Source organism: Glycomyces lechevalierae, from assembly GCF_027622945.1.
Lineage (GTDB): Bacteria > Actinomycetota > Actinomycetes > Mycobacteriales > Micromonosporaceae > Glycomyces > Glycomyces rutgersensis.
In genome coordinates this window covers 87,258-108,594 of the sequence record NZ_JAPZVQ010000008.1, presented here as the reverse complement: position 1 = coordinate 108,594, position 21,337 = coordinate 87,258, and the positions used below count along the sequence as shown (strand labels likewise).

Genomic DNA, 21,337 nt, shown 5'->3' with positions numbered 1-21,337 from the left:
GGTGGGGGTAACCGTTATCCAACCGTTCGGCGGACGCTTGTCCACACTTCAGTACGCATTTGCGGCTCGCAGGCTTCGCCGTGGGCGCTGGGATAGGATGGAGTCAATTCATAGGATGAATTGACGGCCTGTCAACGGTATCGCGACGGCTGTCTGCTTTAATCCTCCTAGTGTTGGGAAACACGCACCCTCCCATGGCGGGCCCCCGCAAGCCATGGACGCTCCGGAGAGGTCAGGTCCGTCAGTGGCATTGCAGTCGACACGCAAGTCCGCCCTCGTCGATCAGGTGATCGAGCAGCTTCGCCAGCAGATCAGCGACGGCGAATGGGGCCTCGGCTCGCGCATCCCCACCGAGAGCGAACTGGCCGAGCTCCTCGGCGTCGGCCGCAACACCATCCGCGAAGGCGTCCGCGCCCTCGCCCACGCCGGCCTCCTCGAGATCCGCCAAGGCGCCGGCACCTTCGTCGTCGGCCGCTCCGAGGTCACCGCCGCCGTCCGCCGCCGCATCGCCGCCAGCCCCGCCTCCGACGCCATGGAGGTCCGCCGCGGCCTCGAAGTCGAAGCCGCCCGCCTCGCCGCCCACCGCCGCGACGAAGCCGACATCACCCGCCTGCGCATCCTCCTCTCCGAACGCGAGGCCACCCACGAGGTCAACGACACCGAGTCGTTCATAGCGGCCGACATCGCCCTCCACCAGGCCGTCGCCGAAGCCAGCCACAACAAGCTCCTCGCCGAGCTCTACTCCGAACTCGCCGACTCCCTCCGCGAGACCGTCCGCGCCGGCCTCGGCCCCAACCTCGCCGAAGAACCCCACATAGACCACTCCCGCGCCATCGAGGCCATCATCGCCGGGGACGCCGACCTCGCCGCCGCCGAGACCGCCGCGTACCTGCGCCTGCTCATCGACGATTGACTGACCGCCAACGGGCCGGACGGCTCACAGGCACTCCCCTGAGCCGGTAGGAAAGCCGCATCAGGGAGATAGAGTCAATACAGCCGCTCGAGATCGAAGGAGTCCCCATGCGCCTGTCCGCCCGCGTCGACTACGCACTGCGGGCCGCCGTGGCCCTCGCCGGATACGGCGAGCGCTGGGTCTCCGCCGAGCAGATCGCCGATGACCAGGGGATCCCCCGCAAATTCCTCGAATCGATCCTGCTCCAGCTCCGCCGCGGCGGCATCGCCACCTCCAAACGCGGCTCCGAAGGCGGCCACCAGCTCGCCCGCCCCGGCGACCAGATCAGCCTCGCGGACGTCATCCGCGCCGTCGACGGCCCGCTTGTCGGCGTCCGCGGCGAACGGCCCGAAGAGGTGCCCTACACCGGCACCGCCGCCGCCATGACCAACGTCTGGATCGCCCTGCGCGTCTCCGAGCGCAACATCCTCGAATCGGTCTCCCTCGCGGCCGTCGCGAACGACGACCTCCCCACCTCCGTCACCAAACTCCTCGAAGACCCCGACGCCTGGGTCATCCGCCCCTGACGCGTCGGGCCGCGCCCGCGGCTCCGGCTTTGGCAGAATCGGCTCGTGAAGTTCCCTGACTTGGGGGCCTGGTGGGACCGCGTCCTCCTCGGGGCTCGAAAACGGTCCAATCTGGTGGACCACTCCTGGCGCGCGGGCGAACGGTACGGCGAGGTCCACGGCGGCCAGCTCGCCGCCGCGATCTCGTACTACGCCTTCTTCGCCGCGTTCTCGATGTCGCTGCTCGCGCTGGCGATCTTCGGTTACCTGCTGAACTTCCCGGACATCTACGCGTCCGTCGAGTCGTGGCTCTCCCAGAACCTGCCGGTCATCGACATCGGCGTCCTCGAAAGCTCCCGCAAGTCCGTCACGATCTTCGCTTCGGCGGCGCTCGTCGTCGCCGGGGTCGCCTGGGTCCAGTCGGTCCGGGCCGCGATCCGGCAGATCTGGGGGCTCGACGCGCAACCGGGGAACCCGTTCCTGCGGTGGGCGATCGACTTCCTGATCCTCATCGGCATCTCGGTACTGCTGCTCATCACCATCGGCGCCACCGCCGGCGCCGAATGGGTGCTCGCCTGGTTCAATCTCGACGAGGCCACCGGCAACCTCGCCCTCGTCGTCCGCGGCATCTCGATCCTCGTGGGCCTCATCGCGAACGCCCTCCTCGCGATGGTCCTCCTCCAGGCCCTCCCCCGGGTCGTCATGCCCCTGCGGCGGGTCGTCTGGGCCTCCGTCGCGGTCGCTATCGGCATGGAGCTGTTGAAGACCGTGGGCCGCATCTACGTCCTCCACGTCTCCGACCGCCCCGCCTACCAGGCCGTCACCACCGCCGTCGGTCTCCTCGTCTTCCTCTACCTCTTCAACGTGATGATGCTCCTCGCCGCCTCCTGGACCGCGACCTCCCTGCGCGGCAAAGCCATCGACCTGGCCGAGCGCACCCCCATCCCGTACGAGTCGGGCCGCCTCCACAAACCCGAGAAATAGCGACGGCCCGGACGCGATGCGTCCGGGCCGTCGATCAACCACTCGTTACCAGTTCGCGGCGGCCTTGCGGCGACGCAGTACGAACAGGACCGCACCGGCGACCAGCGCCGCGGCGGCGGCGCCCACGACCGCAGTAAGCGCGTTGCCGGTGACCGGCAGCTGGCCGGAGCCGCTGCCGTCGCCGACGGACAGCTTGGCGGTGTTGTTCTCGAGGTCGGCGTCGAGGACCGGGTAGTCCTCCTCGCTCAGGTCCGGCCAGTTCTCCTCGAACTCGTCGAAGTCCCAACCGGTCGTGTCGAGCTGGGCGACGACGAGACCGTCAGCGGCGGAGGCGCCGTCGGCGATGACGACAGGAAGCTCGATCTCGACCGCGCCGTCGGCGGCGATCGTGTCGTAGATCCAGCACTGGACGTCGAGGCGCTCGACACCGTAGACCGCCGGGTCGATCCCATCGAACCAATCGAAGGCGTCGGCCACGGCGCAGAAGTACGAGCCGCCGTCGATCACGCCCTCGTCGGTCTCACCGATCGTGACGCCGGTCGGCAACTGGACGCTCACGGTGAAGCCACCCTCGCCGCTACCCGGGTGCTGGCGCGCGAATGCCGCCGCGGGGCCGTTGTTCCCGACCGGGATCGCGAGGGTCGAGGACCCGACGACCTGGTCGCTCACCGCGAGGTCGTACAGATTCTCGGCGGACTCGATCTCGATCAGGCCCCAGCCCTCGACACTGTCCCGATCGGATTCGACGAACGCCAGTTCCTCATCGGCGTCGAAGAAGTCCACCTCGTCGAAAGGACCGACGGGCGAGGCTTCGAACCAGGCGCGGTACGTGATCGGCCCGGGCGCGTTCTCCGCGAGGGTCACGGTAACCGGCGTGTTCGGGTCCAGCTCGTAGACCGTGCCCGGTTCAGGGGAGAACTCGGGCAGCACGCAGACGAGATAGCCCGGCTCCAACTCACCGCAGTTGCTGTAGTCGGCCGCGACCGTCAAGAACTCCTCGTCGGCGGTGAGGGTCACGTACGTGCCCTTGAACGTCGTGTCAGTGGGGTTCGCGATGGCGATCTCCGGGGTGACCGAGGTGCCGGGCTCGACATCCGTGAAACCGGAGGCCTCGACGTCGTAGAAGATGTACTCGTCCTCCTCGGTCTCGAATTGCCAGAGGTCGGAGAAGTACTCGGTGTCGTACCCGTCGGCGGTGACGCTGATCGTGTACTCGATCTCCTCGCCCGCGGGAATCCCGCCATCGGCCACCAGGTCGAAATCGACCTCGGCGCCCCAGGTCGTGTCGACGTAGAGGCAGGCGATGGTGGTGCCGTCCGAGGTGCAGTTCTCGTCCTCGGTGATCAGCGTGATGCCGTACTGGGACGGGACCGAGAGCGTGGCCTCGAAGCTCGCGATGGTCTCATCGCCTTCGAGCAACGGGTTCGCGTAGAAGGAACCGGGTTGCGGCACACCGACGTGCGCGCCGTCGGTGTACCAGTACTCGGCCTCGGGGAACGCTCCGGTCTGGAAGTCGTAGGGGGCCTCTTCGGCGCTGGCGGCCGGGGCCGCGACGCCGATGCCGAGGCCCGCAGCGGCGAGGGCCGCGGCCGTGCGCCGGGCGAATCGCCGACGAGGATCGGGAGTGGACATGGATCTCCTTGATGAACGGGGTCTTCGAAGGGGGGCTGGCAAGCATTTGCCCAGCAGAGGCAACACGCCACATCGGCCTCAGCGGTTCATCCGTTTAGGAGTCTTTATCGAAGTGTTACCGGTGAGCACGAGTACGGCCCGGACGCGATGCGTCCGGGCCGTGCTTCATTCAGTTGTGGGCTAGGCGGTGGCGCAGACCTGGTCGTTCATGAGGAACATGCCCGGGTCGTGCGGGTCTCCGGTGCCTTGGTAGCCGATCTGCTTGGTCTGGCCCGGCTTCAGGGGGTAGTTCCAGAAGGCCGGGTCGGCGTGCACGGCGTCGCCGTCGATGGCGATGGTGCCGCCCCAGTCGTGCTCGACGGAGGTGACGCCGCCTGACTTCCAGGCGAGGTCGAACTCGCCGATCGCGGTGTCGCCGGTGTTGGTGACCTTGACTTGGACGACGAAGCCGTCGCCCCAGTCGGCGACCACGTCGTACTCGACCGAGCAGGAGGCGGCCGCGTAGGGGGCGGCGGCGGTGTCGCGGGCCGGGCCGGCGGTGACGGTCTCCCAGACCGGGGCCTCCATGTCGTAGCCGAGGAAGAAGCTCGGCCACGGCGGCTGGTTGTACGAGACGTTCTGCCACGAGACGGCGAGGCGGTACTGCGGGTCGTTCATCAGCGTCGGCATGGCGTAGTCCGAGGCGATCGAGGTGGTGAAGATGCGCACGCCGTCGTTGGACTCCTTGCGCAGGATCACCTCCTCGCGCCAGTCGCCGAGCAGGTCGCCGGTGAGGACCGCGTTGCCCTTGGTGCCGTTGTTGGTGTCCACGCCTTCGGGCGTGAAGATCTCCTCCTGTGCGCCGGTCTCGTAGTCCCAGTCGGCGATGTACGGGTAGATCGGCACGTAGTCGGGCTCGTTGAACTCGTGGTCGAAGATCTCGCGGCCGAGGTCGCCGTCCCACCAGATCATCGAGTTCGCGGACGGGATCGTGGTGCCGATCAGGGTGCCGTCGGCGGCGTGCAGTTCGCCTTCGCGCGAGTTCCACGCGCCGGTGGCGCTCACGGCCCAGCATTCGGCGCCCGCGTAGTTCGGGTCGATGTCGCCGCACGCGCCGCGGCCGGTGTCGCGGGTGCCCGGGATGGACCACAGGACCTCGGCGGTGTCGGCGTCGCGGAACGCGGCGGCCTTGTTGCCCGAGCACGCCATGCACTCGAAGGGGCTGAAGATCTCCAGGCCCTCGTTGGACGGGTCGAAGTCCGAGACGTGCAGCGCGTCGCCGTGGCCGAGGCCCGTCGAGTACAGCGGCGTCCCGTCGTCGTTGATGGTCATCGCGCCGAACACGATCTCGTCGCGCCCGTCGTCGTCGACATCCGCGATGGACATCTGGTGGTTGCCCTGGCCCTGGTACTTCCCGCCCCAGCGGTCGGAGGTGAAGTTCCATAGCTGCGGCAGGTTGTCGCCGTCCCAGTTCCAGGCGGTGATCTCGGTCTTGGCGTAGATGCCGCGGTTGGTGATCAGCGACGGGTGCACGCCGTCGAGGTAGGCGACCGAGAGCATGAGCCGGTCGCCGCGGTTGCCGTAGCAGTCGCCCCATGAGCAGACGTCGCCGCGCGCGGGCGCCCAGTCGACGGTCTCCATCGCGGCGCCGGTCTGGCCGTTGAAGACCGTGAGGAACTCCGGTCCGGTGAGGATGCGGCCGTCGGTGCCGCGGTAGTCGGCGTCCGCGTCGCCGATGACGTTGCCTTCGCCGTCCACGGTGCCGTCGGCGGTCTTGAGGGCCAGCTCGGCCTTGCCGTCGGAGTCGAGGTCGTAGGCGACGAGCTGCGTGTAGTGCGCCCCGGCCCGGATGTTGCGGCCGAGGTCGATGCGCCACAGGCGCTCACCGCTGAGCGTGTACGCGTCGATGTAGACGTTCCCGGTGTAGCCGCTCTTCGAGTTGTCCTTCGAGTTGGACGGGTCCCACTTCTGGATGATCTCGTAGACGCCGTCGCCGTTCACGTCCGCGACGGTGGCGTCGTTCGGCCGGTACTCGTAGGCGACCCCGTCCGGGGTGGTACCGCCGGCGGGGCGCTCCATGTCGATGTCGATGTACTGGTCGTCCCAGACCTCGAAGGCCTTGGTGTAACCGGTCTCGACGCCTTCCGAGACGGTGGCGATCCAGTACGTGGCGTTCGCGGTGCCGCCCTGGTCGGTGAGGTTGGTCAGCTGCGTCGGCTCGGGCGTGATGAGCCTGCCGTCGCGGTAGACGTTGAACGCCAGGCCCTCCGGGTCGAGCGTGAGGCTGCGCCAGCTCAGGAAGTTCCCGCCTTCGGTGCTCACGGCCACGGGTGCGCGGTCGAGGCTCTCGATCTGCTCGGCGCACTCGGTGCACGGCTCGTCGGGGCCTTCGGACCCGCTGCCGGGGACGTCCCCGATGCGGGTGAGCTCGAGGCCGTTCAGGTGCCCGGTCTGGCCGGAGACGGTGACGTCGAGCTGCCCGTCCTCGACGGTGATGCCTTCGAAGTCCTTGGTGAGGATGGCCTTCGAGGCGGCGTTCGCCGCGCCGTAGTCGACGCCTTCGAACTTCACGTTGGTGCGGGCCGAGCCGACGTAGTCGCCGGTGATCACGCGGGCGGTGTAGAGGCCGTCCGCCACGTCGACGGCGAAGTCGTACGAGCCGCCGAACCAGGCCACGAAGTCGCTGCCGAGCGGGTCGGTGGTGACGCCGCGGTCGCGGTCGATGGCGGCGGTCATGTCCGTGGTGAAGCCGTAGCCGCGCTCGGCGCTGTAGGCGGTGCCGCGGTTGACCTCGGTGTAGCCGGGTGCCACGGTCTGCGAGGCGGGGCCGAAGTCGTACTTGAAGCCGGCGGTGGCGGTGGTGACGCTGAGGTGGGCGGACTTCTCGCCTTCGCCCTTGCCGTTGACGCCCGCGACGGCGAACTCGTAGTCCGTGTCCTCCTTGAGGCCCGAGACGCGGCCGACGCCGACGGTGGCGGTGGAGCCGAGGCGCCATTCACCGCCCGGTTCACGCACGAAGACGCGGTAGATGTCGGCGTCCTCGGCGGTGTCCCAGTTGAGCGTCACGCTCGCGTTGGCCACAGTGGCCGCCGTGAGGCCGGTGGGCGCGGCCGGCACGTTCGCCGGGGGCGCGACGTCCACGACGTGCTCGGCGAGCGGGAGATCGAGTTGGGCGGTCTCCTCGGCGACGAGGCGGGCCATCTGGATCGCGCCGTACTCCTGGAAGTGCGTGTCGTCGGCGGTGCCGTTGGGCCGGTTCGGGTAGACCCCGGCCGGGACGTGCAGGAACACCGACTTCGCTTCCTCGGGGCCGATCTCGTTGAGGTAGGCGCGCGAGGAGGCCGAGAGGTCGACCATCGCGACGCCGGTCTCCTCGTGGAGTTCGTAGACCTTGTTCACGTATTCGGGGAAGGACACGTTGAACTCGCCCGTCTCGGCGTTGAAGCTGCGGCGCGAGACGGGGGTGACGAGCACCGGGATGGCGCCCTTCTCGATCGCGCCCGCGATGTAGTAGTCCCGCAGGTACCTCTTGTAGTCGTCGGGCGAGGTGTACCGCTCGGGGACCGAGGCGGTGGCGTCGTTGTGCCCGAACTGGACGAAGAGGTAGTCGCCCGGCTGGATCTCGTTCAGGATCGCGTCGAGGCGGCCCTGCTCGATGAAGGAGCGCGAGGAGCGCCCGCCGATGGCGTGGTTCTTGATGGTGACGGTCTCGTCGAAGTAGCGGTCGATCACCTGGCCCCACCCGGCCTGCGGCTCCCAGTAGGGGTCGTAGGTCTGGACGGTGGAGTCCGAGGCGAGGTAGACGGTGATGCCGTCATCCTGGGCTTGTGCGGGGGCGCCCGCGGAGAGGACGCCCGCGAGCGCGGTGGCCCCGGCTGCCAGCACCGCGAGGGTGCGGCGCCACCGGGAGGCCGGAGGAGGAGTTGTGGGCCTCATGGTCACTTCCGTAGTGAGAGGAGGGTGCTTTCCGGGCAAGCGGGACTGAATCGTTTCAATCAATGGGCCGATTGCGGGGCAAGCGTTTACTACCAAGGGGACCGTACCGAGTGGAATCTCAAAAGTCAATACATGTCGATACGTGTGGCGGCCGCTGCAGGGTTGCGAGGAGTTGCGAGGAGTTGCGGGGCGCGCGAGCCGCGGCGCATGCCCGGGGTGGAGGGCAGGGTGGAGGGCATGCGCCGCGTGGAACCGGCTAGCGGACGTGCGCCGCGATCGGCTTGCTCAGCGCCTTCGTGCCCTCGGAGACCAGGCGCGCCATCTGGTTCGCGCCGTTCTCCTGGAAGTGGGTCGAGTCGGCCAGGCCGTCCGGGTAGTTCGGGTACTCGCCCGCCGCGAGGTGCATGAAGACCTCTTCGCGGGCGCGGTCGGGCCCGATCGCGTTGAGGTACGAGCGGGAGCGGGCGCCGAGGTCGATGGAGGCCACGCCGGTCTCGTTCACGAGCTCGCGGACCTTCGCGGCGTAGGTCGCGAACGACTCGTTGAACTGGCCGGTGGAGGTGTTGTAGTCCAGCCGGTTCACCGGGGTGAGCAGCACGGGGATCGCGCCCTTGGCGGTGGCCCCGGCCATGTAGTGGTCGCGGAGGTACATCTTGTAGTCCGCGGGCGAGGTGTACCGCTCGGGCTTGGAGGAGTCGGCGTCGTTGTGCCCGAACTGGACGTACAGGTAGTCGCCGGCCTTGATGACGTCGAGGATGGCCTGGAGGCGGCCCTGCTCGATGAAGGAGCGCGAGGAGCGCCCGCCGATGGCGTGGTTGGCGATGGTCGTGTTGGCGTCCATCCAGCCGCCGAGCTTCTGGCCCCAGCCGGTCATCGGGTAGGCGGAGGAGTTGTAGGTCTGGGCGGTGGAGTCGGAGGCGACGTAGATCGTGGGGTTGCCGGAGGCGGCCGCGGCCTCGGCGGGGACGAGCTTCCACTGCTGGTTGATGCCGCCTCCGTTGTCGTACTGGGAGACGCGCGAGCCCTGGGCGATGGCCCATTCCCACACGTCGAGGGCCTTGCCGGAGTTGCGGTTGACGAAGCGCAGCCAGGTGCCGTCGTCGATGATCTGCCACTGCTGGTTGGTGCCGCCGGTGCTGGTCCACTGGATGACGTCCGCGCCGTTGGCGGTGGACTTGCCGTAGACGTCGAGCACGAGCCCGGAGTGGCGGGCCTCGATGCGGTAGTAGCCGCTGCCGACCGAGACGAAGCGGAACTGCTGGTTGGTCGCGTAGGTGCGGTTGCGCTGGACGAGCTTGGCGCCGGTGGCGGTCGAGGCGCCCGCGACCTCGAGGACGAGGCCGGAGTAGCGGGACTGGAGGTGGTACCAGGTGCCCGGGGTGAAGGCCGCGTTCGCGGCGCCCGCGCCGAGGAACCCGCCCGCGGCGGCGCCGGCGCCGAGTCCGGCGAGGAGGCCGAGGGACCGGCGGGAGAGCTTGGCGCTGAAGGGGTTGGGGTGGTCCGCTGGGTGGGTCATGTGCGCTCCTTCGAAAGTGGATGCGCACACGGCCGGAGCACGACTTGATGAAACGATTCAAGATCGCGCGGTTCGCGGGCCCCTGCGAAGGACCTCGAGCGGTGCCGGGTGCGCCAAAGGTTTTACATACTCATACATTTCGATGTGTTTCGGAGCATCGTAACCCCGAGGCAAACGTTCGCACAAGACCCGACCCACCCGGCCTGTCAAGGCCGTAACGATGCATGCCATCCCTAACCCCCACCCACCCGGGGACTGTGCCGCGATCATTTCGCGCGGGTGCGACAAGAACCGGCTCGAATCCGGGCCACCCGCGCGGAAGCCACCCGAACGAGTGACGCGAGCGCCGGCGCCCGAACGCTCAGTCCGGGAGGAGCGGCGCGAGGCGCGCGGCCGCTGCTTCGAGGTCCATGCCCTGGGCCGCGACCCAGTCGTCGTCGAAGTAGGTGCTGCCGTACCGCTGCCCCGAGTCGCACAGCAGCGTCACGATGCTGCCGCCGCGCCCGGCCGCGCGCATCTCCGCGATGATCGCGAGCGCCGCCACGAGATTCGTCCCGGTCGAGCCGCCGAGGCGCCGCCCCAGCCGCTCGGAGGCCCAGCGCACGCACGCGATCGACTCGGCGTCGTCCACCTTCACCATGCGGTCCACCAGCTCGGGGATGAACGACGGCTCCACCTTCGGCCGCCCGATCCCCTCGATCCGCGAGCCGCGCTCGCTCGACGCCTCCGGGTCGCCCTCGAGCCACCCGTCGAAGAACGCCGAGTGCTCGGGGTCGACCACGCACAGGTTCGTGGCGTGCTTGCGGAAGCGCACGTACCGCCCGATGGTCGCCGAGGTCCCGCCCGTGCCCGCGCCGACCACGATCCAGGTCGGCACCGGGTGCCGCTCGAGCCGCATCTGCTCGAAGACGCTCTCGGCGATGTTGTTGTTCCCGCGCCAGTCGGTGGCCCGCTCGGCGTACGTGAACTGGTCCATGAAGTGCCCGCCGGTCGCGGCGGCCAGCCGCTCGGCCTCCGCGCACACCTCCCCGGCCTCGCGCACGAGGTGCGCCTTGCCGCCGTACGACTCGATGAGCGCGATCTTCGACGCGCTCGTCGTCCGCGGCATCACGGCGGTGAACGGCAGCCCGAGCATCCGCGCGAAGTACGCCTCGCTCACCGCGGTCGAGCCGCTGGAGGCCTCGATGACGGGCGTGCCCTCGCCGATCCAGCCGTTGCAGATCGCGTAGAGGAACAGCGAGCGCGCGAGCCGGTGCTTGAGTGAGCCGGTCGGGTGCGTCGACTCGTCCTTGAGGTAGAGGTCGACGCCCCATTCGGGCGGCAGCGGGAACGGCAGCAGGTGCGTGTCGGCGGAGCGGTTGGCGTCGGCCTCCACTGTGGTGATCGCCCAGTTGGTCCAAAGCCGCGGCTGGGCCCGGTCGACGGAGCGCATTCAGTCCGCCTGCTCGAACGGGACGGGCTGCGGGCGGTCCTCCCACTTGGTCGAGAGGGTGATGGTGGTGCGCGTCTGGGCCACACCGGGAATCGCGCCCACGCGATGGATCAGCCGTTCGAGATCGCCCATCTTGGGCACCCGGACCTTGAGTTGATAGCACTCCACGCCCGCGAGGAAATAGCACGATTCGATCTCCGGAATGGCGCGCAGCCGTTCGCAGATGTCGCGGTGGTCGGCCGCGTTGTCGGGGATGATGCCGATGAGGGCGGTGATGCCGAGGCCGATGGCCTCGGAGTCGATCACGGCCTTGTAGCCGGTGATGATGCCGTTCTTCTCGAGCTTGGTGACTCTGTCCTGCACGGAGGGCGCGGTGAGACCGACCCGCCGCGCCAGCTCGGCGTAGGAGGTACGCCCGTCGGTGCGCAAGAGGTTCACGATGGTCTGGTCGATCTCGTCCACTTGTCGAGGATAACCAGAGTTGCCACTTGCGCCCTGTGCCTACCTCATACCCGCGTAGTCCTAGAGCGTCAGATTCAGCTCAGAGCGCCGTTGACATACGCGTGGTACTTTCAGGCAATACCTACCAGCCGAAAGTATGTCCAAGAACTCATGGCAGGTTTGACTGAATAGTGGTGTAATGGGTTTAACGCACGAAGTGAGTCTTCATCACGGGGAGGAAGAAATCATGGAGACCGAGGACCGCCTACTCACACCCGGCGAAGTGGCCACGCTGTTCCGAGTCGATCCCAAGACCGTGACGCGCTGGGCCGCCGCAGGCCGGATCGGGAGCATACGCACACCGGGTGGACACCGCCGGTTCCGCGAATCGGAAGTGCGGGCCCTGCTCGAAGGCGATGCCGGAGCACAGACGACTTTTGAGACCGGTAACGCCCAGTAACACCGCAGCCCAGCCGTAACGAGCGGCCGCCTCAGCGACCGCGATTCCGTGAACTGAACGACCGTCCGGCACAAGCCGGTCCCGCGCAGCGCCCCACGTCCGCACACGGCCGAGGAAGGACGCGCCCGGTACCGGCTTTTCGCATGCTCGGGGCAGGCGCAGTTCGGGCTAGCGGTTCAGGCAGGCGCGGTTGTCGGGGCAGGCGCAGTTGTTTGGTCAAGCACAGTTGTTGAGGCAAGCACAGCCGGGACCGAAGGTTCCGCGGAGATCCGAGCCCGCGCCGCCATCAGGCGGCGCGGGTTTTTCGCTGCCCGGACCACATCTGATCCAAAGTGGATCTATTTTGTTCCATTAAGGGCATTTGTTCACTTTTTGAAGTCGGATGAATACCCTGAGTCGCCATACATGCCGCCAATGGGAAAATTCTGGATTCTCCGGTATCGAGCCCCTTGACATCACAGTGAGACATAGGCAAACTTCGATGTGAAAGTTTGGGAGCGCTTCCGTGTCCGCCCGGTACCCACGGAGCCGTTCCCGAAGACGTCAAGCCCGACTATCAATCGAGGGAAGGCACATGACACTCAGTCGAAGGAAACAGCGCCTAGGGGCCCTGGCGGCCGCGGCGCTCGCCGCCGCATCGGTCAGCACCTTGGCGCTCACCAGCGCCGGAGCCCAGGAGCAGCCGGACGCCGGCATCGCCCAGGCGAAGGTCGACAACCCCTACGAGGGCGCGCAGGTCTACGTCAACCCGATCTGGTCCGCGAACGCCGCGGCCGAGCCGGGCGGCAGCGCGATCGCGGACGAGGCCACCGGCGTGTGGATCGACCGGATCAGCGCCATCGAGGGCAACGGCTCCCCCACCACCGGGAGCATGGGCATCAAGGACCACCTGGACGAGGCCGTGGCGCAGGGCGCGGACGTCATCCAGTTCGTCATCTACAACCTGCCGGGCCGCGACTGCGCCGCGCTCGCCTCCAACGGCGAGCTGAAGGCCGACGAGATCGACCGGTACAAGAACGAGTACATCGACCCGATCGTGGCGATCCAGGGCGACCCGGCCTACGCGGGTCTGCGGATCGTCAACGTGATCGAGGTCGACTCGCTGCCGAACCTCGTCACGAACGTCTCGCCGCGGGCCACCGCGACGCCGAACTGCGACACGATGAAGGCCAACGGCAACTACATCGACGGCGTCTCGTACGCGGCGGCCGAGCTCGGCGCGCTGCCGAACACGTACAACTACCTCGACGTCGGCCACCACGGCTGGATCGGGTGGACCAACGACGACCCGCAGTACGACAACTTCCACGCCTCCGCCGCCCAGTACGGCGACCTCATCGGCGAGAACGGGATGACCGCGGACGACGTCCACGGCTTCATCACCAACACCGCGAACTTCTCGGCGCTCGAGGAGCCCTACTGGGAGGTCGACCAGACCGTCGGCGGCAAGCCGATCAACCAGAACGGCGACGTCAAGTGGGTCGACTGGAACGCCTACAACGGCGAAATCGACTTCGCCACGGCGTTCCGGGACGAGCTCGTGTCGAACGGGTTCAACAGCGACATCGGCATGCTGATCGACACCAGCCGCAACGGCTGGGGCGGCCCGGACCGCCCGACCGCCGCGTCCACGTCGACCGACCCGGTGACCTTCGTGGACGAGTCGCGCATCGACCAGCGCTACAACAAGGGCAACTGGTGTAACCAGGCCGGCGCGGGCCTGGGCGAGCGGCCGCAGTCCTCGCCTGAGGCGGGCATCGACGCCTACGTGTGGATCAAGCCTCCGGGGGAGTCGGACGGCGCCTCGGAGCCGATCGACAACGACGAGGGCAAGGGCTTCGACGAGATGTGCGACCCGGCTTACGAGGGCAACATCCGCAACGGGAACAACCCGAGCGGGGCGCGCGGCGAGATGCCGCTCTCGGGCCACTGGTCCTCGGAGCAGTTCGCCGAGCTGCTGGCGAACGCGTACCCGCCGGTCAGCTAGCGACCTTGCGGCTCGGCGAACCGGAAAGCACAGCGCTGAGCCGCTGGCGAACGCGTACCCGCCCATGAGCTAGTTCGGGCAGGACAAGGGCGAACCGGCACTTCGCCCGCATGAAGACGGCGGGGCCGCGCAACGCGCGGCCCCGCCGGCGTGTCGTGCTGCGGGGCAAGGATGCTCGCGAGCGGCGCGAATGCGAAACGGGCCGAGTCTGGCGATCGCGCGCAAAACGGACACCCACCCCGAGGGTCCGACAGGGTTGCGGCGGGAAGTTTTTCTAAGGGAACCATACGGTTTATGCGGGAGCGTTTTCACTGCGTCAAGCGCTTGCCTTCATTGGGACTACCTTCGAAAGCGTTGGCCAAATGAGCCGAAGGAGCGAAATTTCCTGGTGGACCTCTTGACAGTCCATCAATATATCGGAGATTATCAATGCACATCTTGGGAGCGCTTCCCTCGATGGGCACCCGTTCCGGGCCGTTGGCGCGGCCCATCAACCCCGAAGGACATCGACACATGCAAGTATCTCGAAGGAGAAGGAGACTCGCGCTCACGAGCGTCGCCGTGGGCGCCCTCGCGGCCACCGGTCTGACCTTTGCTTCGGCGAACCAGGCACTCGCCGAAGAAGGCTGCGAAGTCGACTACAACGTCGTCAGCTCGTGGAACGGCGGCTTCCAGGCCAACGTCGTGATCACGGCCGACGAAGCGATCAACGGCTGGGAGGTCAAGTGGGACTTCCCGTCCGGGACCAAGGTCTCCTCCGCGTGGAACGTCGGCTGGACCCAGAGCGGCACCGGCTTCACCGGTAAGGACGTCGGCTGGAACGCGAGCATCGCGCATGGCCAGAGCAAAGAGGTCTTCGGGTTCATCGGCAGCGGGTCCTCTGCGACTCCGGCCCGCTTCACGGTGAACGGCGACGTCTGCAACGGCCCGACCACCCCGACCACTCCCCCGACCGAGACCCCCACCGATGACCCGACGGGCAACCCGGGCGGCGGCGACAAGGTCGACAACCCGTACGCCGGCGGCGCGCAGGTCTACGTCAACCCGATCTGGTCCGTGAACGCCGCGGCCGAGCCGGGCGGCGACGCGATCGCCGACCAGCCCACCGGCGTCTGGATCGACCGCACCTCCGCGATCTACGGCAACGGCTCGCCGACCACCGGCTCCATGGGCCTCGAGGACCACCTCGACGAGGCCGTGTCGCAAGGCGCGGACGTCATCCAGGTCGTCATCTACAACCTTCCCGGCCGCGACTGCGCCGCCCTCGCCTCCAACGGCGAACTCGGCGCGACCGAGATCGGCAAGTACAAGACCGAGTACATCGACCCGATCGTCGACATCATGGGCCAGGCCAAGTACGCCGACCTCAGGATCGTCAACGTGATCGAGGTCGACTCGCTGCCGAACCTGGTCACCAACGTCTCGCCGCGCGCCACCGCCACGGACAACTGCAACACCATGAAGGCCAACGGCAACTACGAGGACGGCATCTCCTACGCCGTCTCGGAGCTCGGCGCGCTGGGCAACACGTACAACTACCTCGACGTCGGCCACCACGGCTGGATCGGGTGGACGAACGACGACCCGCAGTACGACAACTTCCACGCCTCCGCGGCGCAGTACGGCGACCTCATCGGCATGAACGGCATGACCGCTGACGACGTGCACGGCTTCATCACCAACACCGCGAACTTCTCGGTCCTGGAAGAGCCCTACTGGGAGGTCAACCAGAACGTCGGGGGCAAGCCGATCAACCAGAACGGCGACGTCAAGTGGGTCGACTGGAACGCCTACAACGGTGAGATCGACTTCGCGACCGCGTTCCGCCAGGAGCTGATCAGCAACGGCTTCAACTCCGACATCGGCATGCTGATCGACACCAGCCGCAACGGCTGGGGCGGCGACTACCGTCCGACCGGCCCGTCGACCTCGACGAACCCGATCACCTTCGTGGACGAGTCCCGCATCGACCAGCGCTACAACAAGGGCAACTGGTGCAACCAGGCCGGCGCCGGCCTCGGCGAGCGGCCGCAGGCCAACCCCGAGCCGGGCATCGACGCCTACGTCTGGATCAAGCCCCCGGGCGAGTCCGACGGCTCCTCGCAGCTCATCGACAACGACGAGGGCAAGGGCTTCGACCAGATGTGCGACCCCGACTACGGGGGCAACATCCGCAACGGCAACAACCCGTCCGGTGCCCGCGACAACATGCCGCTCTCGGGCCACTGGTCCTCGGAGCAGTTCGCGGAACTCCTGCAGAACGCCTACCCGCCGGTGAACTAAGGCGGCCGGCCCGGCTCGCCTAGTGGCGGCGAGCCGGGCCCCTAGACCACATCCTCGGTTCCTTCCGGTGACCGGGCCCCGCGGGACGGCGGGGCCCGGTCGCATCTGGTCGGGGGAAGCGAACGCGGCCTTCACGATCGGCGGATCGTGAAGGCCGCGAGGCGTTCTTGTGCTTGCGCTACTCGACGAGGGCCGTGCCGATGCCCTGCAGCAGGTTGTCGACGAGCCGCTCGACGGTGTCGGGCTGCTGGACGTCGGAGTACTGGCCGTAGACGTAGATCGTCAGCAGGGGGCTGATGAACATCGCCACCGCCAGGTGCAGGTCGAGGTCCGGGCGGGCTTCGCCGCGTTCGACCCAGTGGGCGAAGGTGTCGCGCACGAATCTGCGGCGGTACTCGATGAGGCGCTTGTGGTGGCGCTGGTATTCCGGGTTGTCCTTGGCGGCGAGCATCATGCACTTGACGACCTTCATGTCCCGGGGCCCGAAGGTCCGGGTCATGCTGTGGCCCAGGTGGATCAGATCGTCGCGGAACGAGGTGCGCGGCATCGACTCCGGGAGCGGGGCCTTGATGCTCTCCATCGCCGCGGCGAGGAGCTCCTCCTTGGAGGACCAGCGCCGGTAGATGGAGGCCTTCGAGACGCCGGAGCGGTCCGCGATGGCCTCCACGCTCACATCGGTCGTGTTCTCGTGCTCGGCGATGAGATCGAGGGCGGCTTCCAGGATCGCGTGGCTGACCGCCTCGCTGCGGGGCCGGCCCTTGGCGGGGGCCGGCGCCGCGGCGCCGTCGTCTGCGGCACCATCGGGTCCGCTGCCGTCAGGCCCGGGGGCACTGGCTGCGGCGGCATGGTCCGGAACGGTCGGTGTCTCGCTGAGCTCGGGAGGCATGGCCCGATTCTCCCCTAGGCCTCGACCAGGGCGGGTTCGGTGGCCCGCTCCGGGGTCTGGGTCTCCCGGCGCTGCTTGCCGGGGAAGAACAGGGCGATGATGATGAGTCCGACGAGCGCCACACCGATCGCGGTGAACGCGGTGGTGTGCAGGGCGTCGATGAACGAGGCGTCGGCCGCGTTCGCGACGGCGCCGGCCGCCTCGGCCGGGATGTGGCCGCCTTCGAGCGCGCCGTACGTGGCCGCGTAGGACTCGCGGGCCGCGTCCGGCAGCTGCGGGGCGGCGTCGCCCATCTTGGACTGGTAGGCCTGGGCCATGATCGTGCCGAGGACCGCGACGCCGAGGGCGCCGCCGACCTGGCGCAGGGTGTTGGCGAGCGCCGAGCCGACGCCGGCCTTCTCCCTGGGCACGGAGGACATCAGCGTGTTCATCGCGGGCGGCATGAGGTTGGCCATGCCGGCGCCGGTGATGAGGAACAGGACGATGACGACCCAGACGGAGGTGTCGGCCTCGAAGACGAGCGCGGTGACCGTGAAGTTGGTGATCACCAGGAGCATCGCGGCGATGCCGACGACCTTGGCGCCGAGCTTCTGCACGAGCGTGTTCGACAGCGGCGCGAAGACCAGCATCGAGGCGCCGAACGGCAGGAACAGCAGACCGGTCTCCAGCGGCGAGTAGCCCTTGAGGAGCTGGAGGTAGAAGGTCATGAAGAACATCAGGCCCATCATTCCGAAGAAGGTCAGGGTGATGATGGCCGAGGACGCCGAGAAGCGGGTGTTCTTGAACAGCTTCATGTCGAGCGAGGCGTGCGGGATGCGCTTCTCCCACAGGACGAAGCCGACGAGGACGAGCACGCCGAGCGCGATGGTGCCCCAGACCTCGATGCCGGTCCACGAGCCGGCGTCGCCGGCTTCGATGATGCCGTAGGTGAGGCTGACGAGGCCGACCATGGACAGGACCATGCCGACGAAGTCGGCCTTGGCCTGGCTGCCCTTGGACTCGGGCGCGAGGATCGTGACGGCGATGAGGCCGAAGATGACGATCGGGACGTTGATGAGGAAGACCGAGCCCCACCAGAAGTGGTCGAGCAGGGCGCCGCCGACGATCGGGCCGATGGCGCCGCCGATGCCGACCGCGCCGGTCCAGATGCCGAGGGCCTTCGGGAACTCCTTGGTGGAGAAGACGTTGCGCAGCAGCGACAGCGTCGAAGGCATCATGATCGCCGCGCCGGCGCCCATGAGAGCGCGGTACCAGATCAGCTGGTCGGGCGAGCTCGCGTAGGCGGAGAGCAGCGAGGCGACGCCGAAGACGGCGAGGCCGGCGAGGAGCATCTTCTTGCGGCCGATGCGGTCGCCGATGATGCCGGACGCGAAGAGCAGGCCCGCGAAGACGAGCGTGTAGGAGTTGATCATCCAGGCCAGGTCGCTCTGGCTGGCGCCGACGCCCGCCTCGGGGTCGGCCAGGGTCTTCATGGCGACGTTCAGGACGGTGTTGTCGAGGACGACGACGATGAGGCTGATGACGAGGACGCTGAGGATGGCCCACCTGCGCGGGTGGCCTTGGTCCTCGACCTCCAGGGTCGGTTCGGAACGGGTATCGCTCACAGGGTTTCCGTTTCTGTGCAGTGCAAGAAGATTCGTGCATCTGATGATGTGGCCGCGGCGCCGACCGCGGCTCGTGCGCGCGGGGTTCCGGCCCGGGGCGCGCTGGGTGTTCGATGCCCGGGGTTGTCGTACCCCGGTCGTATCGTGGTGCTCGCTCGAGTTTACGCCTTTCCGAAACGAGACGGTACCGTTTCGTAAGATAGTTCACACGCGCCGGGACCGCAAGCGATCAAGACCGCCGGGCTGTCCACACGCCGTCGACACCGCCGCGCCGACTGCTCGCCGTGCCCCCTGCACCGCTGTGCCTCTCACACCGCTGCGCCTCTAACACCACTAGGACGAAGTACAGCGCGGAAATGTGACGACGGCAGGGTGGTTGAATGAACGCCGTGGCACCAAAGTTCCCGTACGAAGACCTGCAGGCGTTCCTGGCCGCCCTCGAGGCGGACGGCGAGCTCAAGCGCGTCAAGGCCGAGGTCGACCCTCACCTTGAGATCTCCGAGGTCACCCAGCGGGTGATCCGCGAGGACGGCCCCGCGCTGCTCTTCGAGAACCCGGCCGGGAGCACCATGCCGGTCGCGATCAACCTCTTCGGCACCGAGGCGCGCATGGCCAAGGCCCTCGGCGTGAGCTCGCTGAACGAGATCGGCGACCGCATCGGCGCCCTCGCCAAGCCCGAGCTGCCCGTGGGCTGGGCCGGCATCCGCGACGGCCTCGGCAAGCTCATGCAGCTCAAGTCCGTGCCGCCCAAGAAGATCCGCAAGGCCCCGTGCCAGGAAGTGGTCTTCACCGGCGACGACGTGGACCTGAACATGCTCCCGGGCCTCCAGGTCTGGCCGGGCGACGGCGGGGTCTTCCACAACTTCGGGCTCACCCACACGAAGCACCCCGAGACCGGCAAGCGCAACGTCGGGCTCTACCGCCTCCAGCAGCACACCGAGCGCTCGATCGGCCTGCACTGGCAGATCCACAAGAACTCGACCTCGCACTACGCCGAGGCGGAGAAGCGCGGCGAGCGCCTGCCCGTGGCGATCGCGATCGGCCCGGACCCGGTGATGGCCTACGCGGCGACCGCGCCGCTCCCGCCGGACATCGACGAATACCTGTTCGCGGGGTTCCTGCGCGGCGAGCGCGTCGAGATGGTCGACTGCCTCACCGTCCCGCTCCAGGTCCCGGCGAACTCGCAGATCGTGCTCGAGGGCTGGGCCGAGCCGGGCGAGCGCGTGCCCGAGGGGCCGTTCGGCGACCACACCGGGTTCTACACGCCCGTGGAGCCGTTCCCGGTCATGCACATCGAGGCGATGACCATGCGGCAGAAGCCGATCTACCACACCATCATCACCTCGGCCCCGCCCCAGGAGGACCACGGGCTCGGCAAGGCGACCGAGCGGATCTTCCTGCCGCTGGTGAAGATCATGATCCCCGAGATCGTCGACTACGACATGCCCGCCGCCGGGGTCTTCCACAACTGCGTGATCGTCTCGATCGACAAGAAGTTCCCGAAGCAGGCGCAGAAGGTCATGAGCGCCATCTGGGGCCTGCAGATGATGAGCCTGACCAAGCTCATCGTCGTGGTCGACGCCGACTGCGACGTGCACGACTACCGCGAGGTCGCCTGGCGCGCACTGGGCAATGTGGACTACTCGCGGGACCTGCTCCTCACCGAGGGCCCCGTCGACCACCTCGACCACGCCTCCTACCACCAGTTCTGGGGCGGCAAGGCCGGGATCGACGCCACCGCGAAATGGCCCGAGGAGGGCTATACGCGCGGCTGGCCCGAGGCGATGCGCATGAGCTCGGCGATCGAAGCGACCGTCGACCGCCGTTGGAAAGAGTACGGACTTGACTGAAACCCTCGCCCCGAAGCCCAACCACGTCAAGGACTTCCTGAAGCTCGTCGCGTTCGAGCACTCCGTGTTCGCGCTGCCCTTCGCGTACCTCTCGACGCTCACCGTCATGACGCTGGAGGACGCCTTCAGCTGGCGGGTCCTCGTGCTCGTGACCATCGCGATGGTCAGCGCCCGCACGCTCGCCATGGCGGCCAACCGGATCATCGACCGCAGGATCGACGCGCTCAACCCGCGCACCGCCAAGCGCGAACTCGTGACCGGCAAGGTCTCGCTGCAGACCGCCTACATCGGCTGCGCGGTCAGCCTCGTGGCCCTGCTGGTCTCGGCCGGCCTGCTCAACCGGCTGTGCCTCCTGTTGAGCCCCTTGGCGGTCGCGCCCCTGATCGTCTACCCGTACGCGAAGCGCTTCACGAACTACCCGCACGCGATCCTCGGCCTGGCCCAGATGGTCGCGCCGGTGGGCGCGTGGCTCGCGGTGACCGGCAGCTTCGAGGGCTCGGCGCCTTCGATCGTTCTCGGTGCGGCCGTGGGCCTCTGGATCGGCGGCTTCGACCTCATCTACGCCTGCCAGGACACCGAGATCGACCGCGAGATCGGCGTCCACTCCACCCCGGCCCGCTGGGGCGTGAAGGCCGCACTGCACGCCTCCACGGTGACGCACGTGATCGCCTGGGCCGCCTTCGCCTGGTTCGGCGCGCTCACCGGCTTCGGCTGGATCTACTGGATCGGCCTCGCGGCCGTGGCCGTGGCACTCGCCTACGAGCACACCGTGGTCAAGCCCAACGACCTCTCGAAGGTCAACCGCGCCTTCTTCACCGCGAACGGCTTCGTCGCGGTGGCCCTGTTCGCCTTCGCGCTGGCGGACCTGCTGCTGCGCTGACGGGCCGGG

At 67.9% G+C, this 21,337-nt stretch carries 15 protein-coding genes; 8 read left to right on the top strand and 7 right to left on the bottom strand.

Going from position 1 to position 21,337, the window contains the following annotated elements:
* The first annotated feature begins 244 nt into the window (after positions 1–244).
* From O2L01_RS14400 to O2L01_RS14390, 3 genes are all read left to right on the top strand, one after another.
* A complete protein-coding gene (locus O2L01_RS14400) occupies positions 245–913 on the top strand; it encodes a FadR/GntR family transcriptional regulator (RefSeq protein ID WP_208497014.1) in 669 nt (222 codons plus the stop codon).
* Between the two features lie 107 nt (positions 914–1,020).
* The gene (locus O2L01_RS14395; protein WP_270122648.1) at positions 1,021–1,479 is read left to right on the top strand and encodes an RrF2 family transcriptional regulator; all 459 of its coding nucleotides are present in this window, start codon (positions 1,021–1,023) and stop codon (positions 1,477–1,479) included.
* Positions 1,480–1,524: 45 nt separating this feature from the next.
* The gene (locus O2L01_RS14390) at positions 1,525–2,442 is read left to right on the top strand and encodes a YihY/virulence factor BrkB family protein (protein ID WP_270122647.1); all 918 of its coding nucleotides are present in this window, start codon (positions 1,525–1,527) and stop codon (positions 2,440–2,442) included.
* Positions 2,443–2,487: 45 nt separating this feature from the next.
* Here O2L01_RS14390 and O2L01_RS14385 read toward each other — a convergent pair whose 3' ends face one another.
* From O2L01_RS14385 to O2L01_RS14365, 5 genes are all read right to left on the bottom strand, one after another.
* Complete coding sequence (locus O2L01_RS14385) at positions 2,488–4,074, bottom strand: LPXTG cell wall anchor domain-containing protein (protein WP_270122646.1); 1,587 nt, start codon at positions 4,072–4,074, stop codon at positions 2,488–2,490.
* 180 nt (positions 4,075–4,254) lie between these two features.
* A complete protein-coding gene (locus O2L01_RS14380; RefSeq protein ID WP_270122645.1) occupies positions 4,255–7,989 on the bottom strand; it encodes a rhamnogalacturonan lyase family protein in 3,735 nt (1,244 codons plus the stop codon).
* Between the two features lie 256 nt (positions 7,990–8,245).
* Positions 8,246–9,505 (bottom strand): RICIN domain-containing protein, encoded by a 1,260-nt coding sequence (locus O2L01_RS14375; protein WP_270122644.1) that lies wholly within the window; start codon positions 9,503–9,505, stop codon positions 8,246–8,248.
* Between the two features lie 361 nt (positions 9,506–9,866).
* Positions 9,867–10,937, bottom strand: coding sequence for an L-cysteine desulfhydrase Cds1 (gene cds1, locus O2L01_RS14370; protein WP_270122643.1), 1,071 nt, complete (start codon positions 10,935–10,937; stop codon positions 9,867–9,869).
* Positions 10,938–11,399 carry an Lrp/AsnC family transcriptional regulator gene (locus O2L01_RS14365; RefSeq protein ID WP_270122642.1) on the bottom strand — a complete coding sequence of 154 codons (462 nt, stop codon included), beginning with the start codon at positions 11,397–11,399 and terminating at the stop codon, positions 10,938–10,940. It lies immediately after the preceding gene.
* Positions 11,400–11,625: 226 nt separating this feature from the next.
* Here O2L01_RS14365 and O2L01_RS14360 point away from each other — a divergent pair, with 226 nt between their 5' ends.
* The 3 genes from O2L01_RS14360 to O2L01_RS14350 all read left to right on the top strand — a co-directional run bounded on the left by O2L01_RS14360 (position 11,626) and on the right by O2L01_RS14350 (position 16,108).
* On the top strand, positions 11,626–11,838 hold the full coding sequence (locus O2L01_RS14360; protein WP_205326807.1) for a BldC family transcriptional regulator: 213 nt from the start codon (positions 11,626–11,628) through the stop codon (positions 11,836–11,838).
* Positions 11,839–12,412: 574 nt separating this feature from the next.
* On the top strand, positions 12,413–13,825 hold the full coding sequence (locus tag O2L01_RS14355; protein WP_270122641.1) for a glycoside hydrolase family 6 protein: 1,413 nt from the start codon (positions 12,413–12,415) through the stop codon (positions 13,823–13,825).
* A gap of 513 nt (positions 13,826–14,338) precedes the next feature.
* On the top strand, positions 14,339–16,108 hold the full coding sequence (locus O2L01_RS14350) for a glycoside hydrolase family 6 protein (protein WP_270122640.1): 1,770 nt from the start codon (positions 14,339–14,341) through the stop codon (positions 16,106–16,108).
* A 178-nt stretch (positions 16,109–16,286) separates the two neighbouring features.
* On the opposite strand, the gene O2L01_RS14345 is transcribed toward O2L01_RS14350, so the two are convergent.
* Both O2L01_RS14345 and O2L01_RS14340 read right to left on the bottom strand, forming a co-directional pair.
* Entirely contained in the window at positions 16,287–16,994 is a 708-nt protein-coding gene (locus O2L01_RS14345; protein ID WP_270122639.1) for a TetR/AcrR family transcriptional regulator, read from the bottom strand.
* A 14-nt stretch (positions 16,995–17,008) separates the two neighbouring features.
* Complete coding sequence (locus tag O2L01_RS14340; RefSeq protein WP_270122638.1) at positions 17,009–18,598, bottom strand: MFS transporter; 1,590 nt, start codon at positions 18,596–18,598, stop codon at positions 17,009–17,011.
* Between the two features lie 389 nt (positions 18,599–18,987).
* Between O2L01_RS14340 and O2L01_RS14335 the strand changes: the two genes are divergently transcribed.
* Positions 18,988–20,448, top strand: a complete 1,461-nt coding sequence (locus O2L01_RS14335) for a menaquinone biosynthesis decarboxylase (RefSeq protein WP_270122636.1) — start codon at positions 18,988–18,990, stop codon at positions 20,446–20,448.
* Positions 20,441–21,328, top strand: a complete 888-nt coding sequence (gene mqnP, locus O2L01_RS14330; protein ID WP_270122635.1) for a menaquinone biosynthesis prenyltransferase MqnP — start codon at positions 20,441–20,443, stop codon at positions 21,326–21,328. The genes O2L01_RS14335 and mqnP overlap by 8 nt, the downstream gene beginning before the upstream one ends.
* The last annotated feature ends 9 nt before the right edge of the window (positions 21,329–21,337 follow it).